Genomic DNA, 11,130 nt, shown 5'->3' with positions numbered 1-11,130 from the left:
AGAGGCTTAGCAACCATTAAAAATTGAAATTCAACTACTATTGTAAAAAACAAAAGCCCCTTAAAAAGAAGCTTTTGAGTTGTGTTTTTATGTTTTTTAATGCCTTGTGCAACGATTACCATTGTTGTGCGTTCGTTTTTTTATTCAGTTAATAATTTCAATTCCAATATGTTCAAATTCCTTTTTTATCATTTAAAGGAAATGATTCATAAATATATTTAACTATAAATTGGACAAAAAGACATTCTTAATTTTCAGGATTTCAATCTATATTTTAATTGCTTTTCTCCATTTTTCAGTTCTGAATGAAGCGAATATCAAGAAAAAAGAACATAAGAATTCTATCTTTTGTCCACTAATAGTTCCAACGTGGATTGTATTATAGATTGATGCAATTACTCCTAAAACTCCGATAACAAGTAATAAATATTTCAATATTTTCATTATATTTTATGTTTTTAGTTTATATATAAGTTGTTGTTTTTTATTTTATGTTACACTTTATTTAAAAAATAAAATAAGAAATCACTTCATTGATAATTGTTCTTTTTAGGTTTCATTGTTTTCTAATTATGACTAACGGTAAAATTTTAAACTTTCATTTTTCCCTAGAAATTTACTCGTTTACATCAGAAATTAATCGGTTACTCAGATGAGGGGAATGACGCACAACGGGTTAGAGCATGAAAAGTTACATTTTTTAAAACGTAATTTTCATATGTTTAAAATTAATGTGTTTTCATATTATATTTACAGTGTTTTAGCTATTTTTAACTCCCATTGTTGTAAGCTTTATTTTATTCATTTAAATATTTATCTCTACTTTCTATTAAATACTCAAAATCTCGATATTTCCTCACTTTTTTAGTGTTTAGTTCTTTTAAAACAGCTTCTTTATATTCTTGGTTATTAAGTTTTTTTAACTTTGTACTATCTTCATTATAATCTAAAATTATTTTATATCTCCTAAAATATTCTTCCTCAAAATCTTTAGATATTAATCCGTTAAAATTATCAATTAAATTATGTTCTTCTATTGTTTTATAAAAAACAAAACCATCAAAAGCATCATTGTATTTTACTTCACTCATTTCATTCCACATATCGAAATTATCATTTCCAAAAACAGAGTTTTCAAGATTGAAGCCAATATTTTCAATGTTTAAAAATTTAAACGATGCATCCCATTTACCATCTTGAATTAGTTTATACTCCCAACTTTTTCCTTTTTTGAAAAAAAATGGACGATTTGAAAGAACACTAACAACACCCTTACCAAAATAGTCTGATAAATATTTGCCTACATTTTTTTGTAATTCACCATTCTTGTGGATTGTATTAATTTTAAATGCGTGTCTGTAATTCAAAATTACAAGTGCTTTATTGTTCGTTTTGGATTTTATTTTTTCATATTGGTTAATAATATTATAAGCTATTATACTATCTCTTGGTTCAATTTCAATTTCGTACTCCCTTGTAAAGTCTTCAACATTTTTCACTTTATTCCAATCAAATTCAGAATCAGAAGGATAGTATGATATTTTATTTTCAGAGTTATTATTAAGATCATAAATAGTTCTTAAGAAATAGTGATAACTGTATCTGTTCCAAATAGCATAGAAATCTGCATTTTGTTGAAATTCGTTTAGTTTTTTTTCTACATAAAGACTGTCTAATCCACTTGTTTTTAAAAATTCAGTTATTTCTGGCTGAAGATTAATAACTCCAATTTCAGTGAATACATTTTTCACATTATGTTTAAAATAATCATCAGACATAATTTCCTTAATCAACTCATATTGTGACACATCACTATGATCTCTTTCGCAAATAATTACAATATCACGTTCTTTAAACTGTTGCAAAATGTAATCTTTAGCAGACTTCTTTTCTGTTTTTTTTAAAAAGTTGACATAAGGTTTAATATCAGAATTTTGAGAACATCCAAAAAGTGGTATAAGAAGTATTAATATCAATTTTTTCATAACATTTTTAATCCGCTTGTAGCTAATGATTATTTATATGATTCGTAAGTTTGTTCTAGTTTAAAAGTAAGCATACATTTTATGAGGTGTTGTAAACAGTGTTTTTTGTATTCAGTTCATTCTTAATTTATTCAAATTATTTGGTTAAAATTCACCAAACTTGTACACTATAAATAACAATGTTCCATAAAACATTAATAGATTTATCGTAACAAAAAGAAAACGTTTGGCTTTAGTCAATTCAAAAGCTTTCGAGTTCCAAATAATAATTAATATATGAAATGGAATGTAAAAGTATTGTTCAATGGGATTATTATTTACTGTTAAGCTCAATATTACTGATATTGGAAAGAAAATAATTATCCATAAGCTTACATTGTAAATATTTAAAATTAGATGTTCAAAGAAATTTTTCTTGAATTGTATATATAGTAAAAAACTTGAAAAAGTTAATAAGAGAATATTCGATAATAAAATTACAAATTGTGAAGAAATATTACTCGTTACTACAAGACCCAAAAAATCATTTGCAATTGAATAGTGCAATACAAGAAATAAAGATGCTATTGTGAAGAATTTTCCAGGACTGTAATAATATTTCCGAAATCCATTCCAATAGTTTAAAACTAAGGTTTTGGGTTGGCTTAATCCGATTCGAATATTTCGGAAAAAAGATTTTTCTAATGAAAAAACACTATCAAATAAATCTCCTAAAAATGTTATGAAATTAATTCTACCACCTTTATAATATTGTCCACACTTTGAGCAATATTTATCATTCATTTCACTTGAACATACAGAACATTTCATATTCTCTGTGATTTTATTTTTTGTTCTGACATTGTTTACAACGGTTTAGTACATGAAAAGTAGCGTTTTTGAAAATGATATTTTCCGATGTTTAAATTTAATATATTTTTATTTTAGAAACATTCTATTTTACTGGATTTAGCAATTTTTTATGCGCGGTGTTGGGCACTAGTTTTATTAATTCATCTATTATTTTCCTACTTCTGTTGGAAATACTATTTTTATTCTTTGATTTCATTCCATCATGTAAATATATTTTTTGATTAATGAAATCTAATGTAACTCTTTTATATTCCCATAATAATGGCATCCCAATTAGATTATGAGCAATACTCAATTTATGCTTTACAAAAACATTTTCAAATGAATTTCCCCCTATCGTTATAGTCTCAAATGTTATATTGTTCTGCTCGCCTTTAATAAGAGGATTTATCAATGTATCCTTTAAAGCTAAAATATCATCACATCCAGTATCGAAAATCAAACTTTTATTTTGGTCTCCAAGAAAAACATTTACTGACCAATCCATTCCGTTTTTTTCTAATGGAATTTCTATTATATCACTATTTTTTTTATTTAGATTATTTTTTGAAATACTCACAATTTTGTTAATCATATCAAAATCCCAAACATAATTATTAATAATATTTACACCTAGAAGCCCAACTATAGAATCATTCTTAAATTGTGTTTGAGGTAGTGAGTTGTAAATACCTCCATCAAGGAATAATTTATTTCCTAAAGAGAAATTATTTAATTTAAATGATGTACTATTGGAAATATTTCCTTTAACATCTCTTATAGGGTTTTGGTTAACTATTTTTGAAGTAATGTATTTCTCACTTAGAAATGTGTTTGTTGCTCCAGTGTCAAATATTAAATATTTTTTTTCATTATTAAGTTGAGTTTCAATAAGAATCCATCCATTATCTGTCGAATAAAAAGGAAATGAAATTTTAGTTTGAGCTGTGATTTTTTTCTACTGTTCTACCTGCTTACAATTAGTTAATAGTGTACAAAGTATTATTAGTGAAAATATTCTTTTCATATGGTTTTTTTTATTAATTTTAGTCTTAATTTTTCACTAATGTTACTTATGCTTTTCGTTTTTGTTGAATTATTTTTATTTAATAAATACATTCTTTTATTTATAAAATCAAGTACAACTCTTTCATATTCCCACATTAGAGGATTTCCAATAAGATTTATATGTGATTTGTCAGTAGCGTAACTATCTTTAAAAACTGTATCTGAGATACCTAAATCAACAAATATTTTTCTTCCTATTTGTATGTTTTTATCTTTTCCATTAGAGTGCATTGAAGTTACTGTAGGTGCATTTTCAATTATGTAGTTATAATTTTCAGGAAGATTAAAGTTGTCTTTAATGTCTAGAATAGAGTTTGCCCCCGTATCAAATAGTGCTTTTTGGGACTTTTCATTAATATTTATATCTATTTTCCATCGAGTACCATACTCTATTAGAGGAATGGAAATCATTTCAATGTTTTTTTCTGAGAATTTTTGATCTGTTATCTTTATTGTTTGATTTTTCATATTAAAATCCCAAACTAAAGAGTTCATTAAATTACTACTGAATACTCCAGCTATTGAGTCTACTATTATCTGTCTGTTATTATCAAAAGATGTTGTAATAAAATGGCCATTGTTTACATCTTTAAAATTAAGATTACCTATAGAAAGTTTATTCAATACTCCAATATTTAGTTTTTTGGATATATTATTTGCATCTGTAGAATTGACATTGACTTTATAAATTGGAAATTGATATTTTTTGTTAAATTTTTCTTTAAAGTATGGATTACTAGCGCCTGTATCAAACAATAAGTATTGAATTTTATTATTAACTATGCCTTTAATAAAAATTAGGTTTCTTTCTGAAGTATAAAAAGGAATTGTTGTACTGTGTTGTTTTGATTTCCAACTTAAGTTGTAATCTGTTATTGATGTATCAATAAGGTAGTTTTCATAAAAGTTATTACCAATAAATAATAAACTTGTAATAATAGTTGTGATGAAATATACTTTATGTTTTTTAAAAAATAAAACAAATATTAAGGATAGTATAGCTCCGATATAAATTTTATCAATTGATAGGTTAAGTTTTGCAAGATTGAAGATAGTTGCAGTAACTATTAAAAATAAGAAGACTGTCAAAATTCCTAAAATAATCTGTAATATTTTCTTTATCATAATAATTTTCAATAAAGTGCAATTGTATGTGTAGAACTAGTGCCCAACTCGTTATATACATAACTTATATGTTTTTATCCACATAATACATAAGGGATAAAATCACTTTTAGTTATTTTATAAATTAATGTATTCTTGCAATTTTTTTGAGAGACTAATTTAATAAAAAAAGAAACATCCTTTATAGAGATTCAGAATAAAATGAAAGTTAAAATATTTACATTGTATTCTTAAAATATAAAACTAAGTCTGAGGTTTATTTTGGGTAGTAAAATTCTAAAAAAGTATAAAAAAGCGCTAAAATAAAAATGATTATTATTTTTAAATCAATATTTATAGTGTGCTAACCACATTAACTCCAATAGAATATGCTGCCAAAAGCGAAACACTTACCTGTAAGAGATGCATTAAGGTTAAATAGCACTACAACTCTTAAATTTATTACTATTTTGGCTATTATTTTTACACATTATTACACGCTGGTTTTTCATTTATTTTCAATAAGTTTATTTAATTATTGAATAAAATTCGTCCCATTGTAATATTTCGTATGCTCCACCTTTATTAAAAATATTTTTGGCCATTGCCTGCCCTAAAACATTCACCATAATACCGCGGTATTTTCGTAAACTCCCAATTAAAAGAGGTTTCAGAAGTGGCCAAACTTTTAATGTAATGGCTTGAGTTATTCCGTACCTATTAGTTGGAGTTAAAATCATTGAAGGTTGAAAAATACTTAACCTTTCAAAATTTAATAATTTTAATTCTTCTACCAATTCGCCTTTTGATCTTAAATAAAAAGAAGTTGATTTTGAATTTATACCCACCGAAGCTAACAATTCAAAATGCTTTACCCCAGCTTTTTTACATGCTGTTGCAAAATCTAATACAGCAATTTTATCAATTTTCACAAATTCTTCTTTACTCATTTTTGAAGGTTCACCAACCCCTAAAGTACAAATAGCTGTTGTGTGACCTTGTAAATATTTCTGATATGAACTGGTGTCACTTATGCTAATTTTGTATTGTTGTACAAAATCAACATTTATATTTGAAATGGGGGTTCTACCAAGTAATGTTAGTTGCTTTATGTTCTTTAATTGAAGTAATGTGTTTAAGGTTTCTGTGCCAACCGCACCACTTGCTCCCAGCATTACTATAGACAATTGATCGGGTTTTAAAGTCATCTTTTTTTTAATTTATTTTAAAATTATTTTGTTACCTACAATTTGTCTGTGTTGTTTTGGCCTTAACTGTAAAGGTTTAATCAAAAGTCTAATCTATAGAAATAAATGTCAATCTGTTCTCTCATTATATCCTCACTTCCATTCATTCCAATCTCTCCGTATGGAAATTTACAAATCATCCTCATAATTATCTCTTTTTTCATTTCTTATGAATCTAATTTATAAGTTATACGCATTGTTGGCAACAGGCTTTATTCAATTATAATATCATATTTATTTAATAGACCTGCAATACCTTGAAAAGAAAATTTTGCTTTTTTAATATTGTTTTTTTCAGGATCTATACTGTAATTTTTTGCTGTAAGAAAATTTACGCTTTTAAGATTAGTATTACTAAAAATAGAATTGGTTAAATCTACATTTTTAAATGAAGAATTCGTTAAATCACATTCTGAAAAATCGGCTTCTTTAATAGATGAATTAATAAAAGGTGTCTTTTGCATTTTTTTTCTTGTAAAAGAACAACAGTCTAAAATACAGCTATCAAATTTTAATGAAAAGAGAAAGTCATTGCAACTACTAAAATTTACACCTAATAATTTACATTCTTTAAATGTTATGTTATCGAGTTGACAATGATTGAACTTTGTCATTGTAAGATTGCAACCTGTAAAGACACAATTTGTAAACAAACTAGAAAGAAACATTCCATAAGAGAAATCACAGTTTATAAAATTGCAAGTATCAAATTCTCTGTTTTTTGTTTCTTTTTCTGCATAAATAATTTTCTTAAATGATTTATTATAATGTGTTAGTACTTCCATTTTAATTATTCAATGATTTGTTGTAGTTCTTTGGAAAATTGTTGCTTATCTGTTACATTTTCAAAGAAAAGTTCATTAGATTTATTTTTAATTTCCAATGCCTTTTGCAAGATTTCAACACCTTTATCAGTTAAAAAAACACATTTAGCTCTCGTATCAGTTTCGTGCTCTTTTCTTTCAACCAAACCATTTTTTTGCAAGGTGCGTAAAATTTTTGAAACCATCATTCGGTCAGTTTTACTACCATCTGCAATTTCCTTTTGGGTTACATTTTTTGAAGAACGCAATAACCAAGCTAAAGCTGACAAAATTGCAAATTGTGTATTTGTTAGGCCAACTTCACTTAAAGCCTTATTAGCTTCTCTTTGCCAACGCATAGTAGCTTGCCAAAGTAGATACCCAAGGCTTTCGTTGGGTGTTTCAAAAAGGAAATCAATTTTCTTGTTCATAAAGCATAAGGTTTGAAATTAATTTAAAGTCAGATTCATTTATTTGTAATGTTCCCCAGCGAAAAGGATATCCCCATTTTTGCTTGTTGGGAATAAAACTCAATTCGTTAATAAGAGGAAGAATTGAAATGTCGTTTGATTGCAAAAAGTTAATATCTATTCTGAAAGGACAGAAATCAGGTGTCATTTCATATTGGTAAATGTCATCAGACTTTACTTTACCAATAGCAGTAAATTCTTGGCACTTATCTTTTTTATCAAAATATTCCTTGCTTGAATAAAAGATAATATAATCTCCCTTTTTTATTTTTTTTAATGGAGTAGGTTTTCCGTGACAAGCTTGTGCAAAACCACCTAAAACTCCATTTTTAACGTGCTCTTTTGAAGCTGTAATTATCCAATATTTTAAATTATTATTTTCCATTTTTTTTAACTTTTATTATAAATTTTAGAAGAATTGGTGAGGCACTAAAAAAGACAATGTCAAAAATTGTCACCTAAATCTGAAATAAGTTTAAATAACTAGAGCTATATGAAATTAAAAGAAAGATATTCATTGCAAAAATTATTAAACCTGGACCAACTACTGGAGGAGCTAAATAAATATGGAACAATAAAATATTAATTGATATTGGAAACAATATAATTAATGATAGCGGCACAAAAAAACCTGTTAATAAAGATATTCCAATTACTAATTCAGTCCATTGTATAAGATAAAGAAGATAACCTGTATCTCTAAAAGTATCCATTACAAGTTGTGCTTTAACAGGCATTTTGGGACTGAACTTTTTTAAGAATAATGCATTTATAGGGAATATAACTAGGATTAATCCTAAAAGAATTCGAATAATTAAAGTTGTTGTTTCCATAATCAATTTATTAAAAACTAAATATTGTAGTTGCAAATATAGTATTCGCGACAACAATAATCAAATAATTTCAAAATTATGTTACAATAAGTGAATTTTTCAGGTTTAATATATCAGTTTCTGGTGTTTTTTTGCTTGTTGCATACAGCTTAGGGAATGGAAAGATGCGTTTATGAAAACATAATTTTCCGATGTTTAAATTTATTTATTTTAAGCTTTAGAATCATTCTATATTATTGAATTTAGCAATTTTGGTTATATGGAGTTGCCTAGAGTTTTTATTTTACGTTGTAATTTCCATTCGCCCATTTTATTGTCGGCTCAATCCATTCCTTTAAAGGTTTAAATAAAAATCCGTGTCCCATTCCTGTATTCAGTTCTATTTCTTTAAAGTGTTTTATTTCACAGTTCGAGATTTTCTTTCGTTCCAATGAAGAAACTCCAAATGGGTCGGACTTATCGTAAATAGTTAAAATATTTCCGCAAAAATTGATTTCAGGTATATTTTGAATATCGCTATTCCTAAAACTTGCAATAAATACAAAATTCAAATCTTGATTATTTGCTAAAGTCGAAACGTATTGAGCAATATATCCTCCTTTTGAAGTTCCAACCACTGTTATTTTTCTAGGTTCTGTTCCGTTTTTTATTAAACTGTCTATTTGAGTTACAATTCCGATTGCGTATTCTCTTGCGTTAACATTTCCACTCCGTTTTTCGCTTATTACTTTAAGTCCTCCTTTTTTAAATTCAGCAATAATTTCGTTGTATTCAGTCCGGCCAAATTCGGGATGCAATTCATTCAGATTGTGTTCTTCTAAAAATCGGTTGTGAAGGAAGAAAACAAATCGGTCATCATTTTTGTTTCCGCACGCAAATAAAGTTGAGCAAAATAGAATTCCAATTAATAGACTTATTTTCATTGATTTATGATTTTTCTGAAAATATAGGCAGCGTTGTTGTATAAGATTAGTTGCGTGTTTTAGACGCTAAATTTAGTAAATAAAACACAGATTTAAAGTCTGCGAGAACTTTTGTAAGTAGGCTTTTACTAGCAATTAATTTTACACGGTGTTAGCTGTAGGCTTTATATTTTGATTTCCTCTAGCAGTTCTATTTTGGCTAAAAAATATTTTAATTTTAAATCTCCACCACTTCTTCCTCTATTTATACTTTCTATAAAGCTTAATAAATCAATGTCTTTTGTTTTATTTATTATAGAACTTATAAGAAGTTTATTGTTCCCATCTTCGCCTCTCTCATATAGCTTTGATTTTTGATAATAATCAGAATTTAATGAGTTATTATAAAAATTGAGTAAATAGGCTTCTAAAACCATTAATTCTCTTTCATTATCTTCATTAATTTTGTTTCCTACAATTTCAAAAAGATATTCTTGTAATTGTTTAATTGTAAGGTTTTGTAATTTTATTTTATTATATAAATCAGTTTTTTTGATTTTCACAAAAATTAGAAATAAATAAATAAAAGGGAAAATAAAATTATTCTGAGCAAATGTTCTTAAAGATACTCTAGCAAGAATAAATATTTTTTCTTGCTCTCTCAGCGAAATGTTTGAATTAGAAAATAAAATTCTAGCTATTTTTAAAAAATCAGTTTTGTCAAATTTTAATTCACTGTATTTGGTTCTTTCTGGTGTTGCAAAAAATTCATCAAAATTAAAATACTCATATAAGTATTCGCTAAAAACTCCAGTTTCAGGTTCTGGAATTGAATATTCTAAATCAATAAATCTTCTCAAATATTCATCAGCATCAATCATATCACTTCCATAAACTCCACGAACTGCATTTCCAAGTTGAATTTTATCTATTGAAAGAACAAATATGATATTTGGAACTGAAAAGAAATGTTTTACTTGCTCTAAAATTGATACTGCATAATCAGGTCTGCATCTATCTAATTCATCAATTATAAATACTAATGGTTTTCCTTTATTTGTGTTTGCTATAAACTCTGAAAGACTTTTACGGAATTCCGAAATACTTTTTTTCTTTTTGGAATATTCATTAACGTCATTTTCAAAAACATCTGACAAACCTTTTGTTACTCCAATAATAGCATCTTTAACACTTATAGTATCAATGTATCTGTCAGCAATTGCTTTAGCTACAATAGGAGCTATGTGTTTGGTTAATGTTGCCGCTTTTTTTAATGTTGACTTGAATTCAGGTTCAGTTGATTTTGTAGTTAATGTTTTTAATTCCCCCATTAATGCTGTCAATGGATTATTTTCAAAATCATTTTCCCAAGCATTAAAGTATACCGTTTGATAATCTTTATTTTTTAAATCTTGTTCCCACATTTTAACAAATGTAGTTTTACCAGTTCCCCATTTATTATTTATGGCTAGAACAAATCCGTATGAGTATGAATTAATAATATTGGTTAAAACTTTGGCATATTTTTCCCTATCCAATCTACAATTTTCAAATGGATTTTCTTCTAATATTTCAAGTTCTGAATGTTTCATCATAGTTCGGGTTTCGGCTTACAGCTAACGGTTTTGTATAACCAAAGTTGTGTTTTGGTTTTGCAATTTTTCGTTTTATAAAACTAATAAAATTAGAATTAAGAAACATTCTATTTTACTAAATAAAACAATTTTGGTTATACATTGTGCCTGTTGCACAAACACGATTAAATATAGCCAAAAAGTTGTAAAAAAGGGTTAAATTTTGTACTTTCATGGTATGCAAGGCAAGAAAGAATATCAAGAAAAATTGTTTGCAAACTTTCAATTAAGTGAGCGGATTCCTAAGAATAAT

The 11,130-nt window shown here is 26.5% G+C and carries 10 protein-coding genes; all 10 read right to left on the bottom strand.

Annotated elements, in window-relative coordinates; all coding sequences use genetic code 11:
* Positions 1–797: 797 nt before the first annotated feature.
* Positions 798–1,985 (bottom strand): TraB/GumN family protein, encoded by a 1,188-nt coding sequence (locus tag DAD81_RS20390; RefSeq protein WP_111710297.1) that lies wholly within the window; start codon positions 1,983–1,985, stop codon positions 798–800.
* A 934-nt stretch (positions 1,986–2,919) separates the two neighbouring features.
* The gene (locus DAD81_RS20380) at positions 2,920–3,396 is read right to left on the bottom strand and encodes a hypothetical protein (protein WP_157961210.1); all 477 of its coding nucleotides are present in this window, start codon (positions 3,394–3,396) and stop codon (positions 2,920–2,922) included.
* Positions 3,397–3,839: 443 nt separating this feature from the next.
* Positions 3,840–5,009, bottom strand: coding sequence for a pepsin/retropepsin-like aspartic protease family protein (locus DAD81_RS20375; protein ID WP_111710292.1), 1,170 nt, complete (start codon positions 5,007–5,009; stop codon positions 3,840–3,842).
* A gap of 506 nt (positions 5,010–5,515) precedes the next feature.
* Positions 5,516–6,196 (bottom strand): NAD(P)H-binding protein, encoded by a 681-nt coding sequence (locus DAD81_RS20370; RefSeq protein WP_111710290.1) that lies wholly within the window; start codon positions 6,194–6,196, stop codon positions 5,516–5,518.
* Between the two features lie 251 nt (positions 6,197–6,447).
* Entirely contained in the window at positions 6,448–7,020 is a 573-nt protein-coding gene (locus DAD81_RS20365; RefSeq protein ID WP_111710288.1) for a pentapeptide repeat-containing protein, read from the bottom strand.
* A gap of 5 nt (positions 7,021–7,025) precedes the next feature.
* Positions 7,026–7,469 (bottom strand): MarR family winged helix-turn-helix transcriptional regulator, encoded by a 444-nt coding sequence (locus DAD81_RS20360; protein WP_111710286.1) that lies wholly within the window; start codon positions 7,467–7,469, stop codon positions 7,026–7,028.
* On the bottom strand, positions 7,453–7,893 hold the full coding sequence (locus DAD81_RS20355) for an EVE domain-containing protein (RefSeq protein ID WP_111710284.1): 441 nt from the start codon (positions 7,891–7,893) through the stop codon (positions 7,453–7,455). The genes DAD81_RS20360 and DAD81_RS20355 overlap by 17 nt, the downstream gene beginning before the upstream one ends.
* A gap of 73 nt (positions 7,894–7,966) precedes the next feature.
* Positions 7,967–8,341, bottom strand: coding sequence for a DoxX family membrane protein (locus DAD81_RS20350; protein WP_111710282.1), 375 nt, complete (start codon positions 8,339–8,341; stop codon positions 7,967–7,969).
* Positions 8,342–8,619: 278 nt separating this feature from the next.
* Positions 8,620–9,264, bottom strand: a complete 645-nt coding sequence (locus tag DAD81_RS20345) for an alpha/beta hydrolase (protein ID WP_111710280.1) — start codon at positions 9,262–9,264, stop codon at positions 8,620–8,622.
* 164 nt (positions 9,265–9,428) lie between these two features.
* A complete protein-coding gene (locus DAD81_RS20340) occupies positions 9,429–10,838 on the bottom strand; it encodes a KAP family P-loop NTPase fold protein (protein WP_111710278.1) in 1,410 nt (469 codons plus the stop codon).
* Between the last annotated feature and the right edge of the window lie 292 nt (positions 10,839–11,130).

The sequence above is a fragment of the Lutibacter citreus genome (genome assembly GCF_003260195.1).
GTDB classification, from domain to species: Bacteria; Bacteroidota; Bacteroidia; order Flavobacteriales; family Flavobacteriaceae; genus Lutibacter; species Lutibacter citreus.
The sequence above is the reverse complement of the archived record's forward strand: the minus strand, read 5'-3'. Positions and strand labels throughout refer to the sequence as shown.

Bases quoted from the DNA above. Each gene is read 5' to 3' on its own strand.
- DAD81_RS20375 (WP_111710292.1), bottom strand. From the start codon at position 5,009: ATGATAAAGAAAATATTACAGATTATTTTAGGAATTTTGACAGTCTTC.
- DAD81_RS20365 (WP_111710288.1), bottom strand. From the start codon at position 7,020: ATGGAAGTACTAACACATTATAATAAATCATTTAAGAAAATTATTTAT.
- DAD81_RS20370 (WP_111710290.1), bottom strand. From the start codon at position 6,196: ATGACTTTAAAACCCGATCAATTGTCTATAGTAATGCTGGGAGCAAGT.
- DAD81_RS20355 (WP_111710284.1), bottom strand. From the start codon at position 7,893: ATGGAAAATAATAATTTAAAATATTGGATAATTACAGCTTCAAAAGAG.
- DAD81_RS20350 (WP_111710282.1), bottom strand. From the start codon at position 8,341: ATGGAAACAACAACTTTAATTATTCGAATTCTTTTAGGATTAATCCTA.
- DAD81_RS20390 (WP_111710297.1), bottom strand. From the start codon at position 1,985: ATGAAAAAATTGATATTAATACTTCTTATACCACTTTTTGGATGTTCT.
- DAD81_RS20345 (WP_111710280.1), bottom strand. From the start codon at position 9,264: ATGAAAATAAGTCTATTAATTGGAATTCTATTTTGCTCAACTTTATTT.
- DAD81_RS20360 (WP_111710286.1), bottom strand. From the start codon at position 7,469: ATGAACAAGAAAATTGATTTCCTTTTTGAAACACCCAACGAAAGCCTT.
- DAD81_RS20340 (WP_111710278.1), bottom strand. From the start codon at position 10,838: ATGATGAAACATTCAGAACTTGAAATATTAGAAGAAAATCCATTTGAA.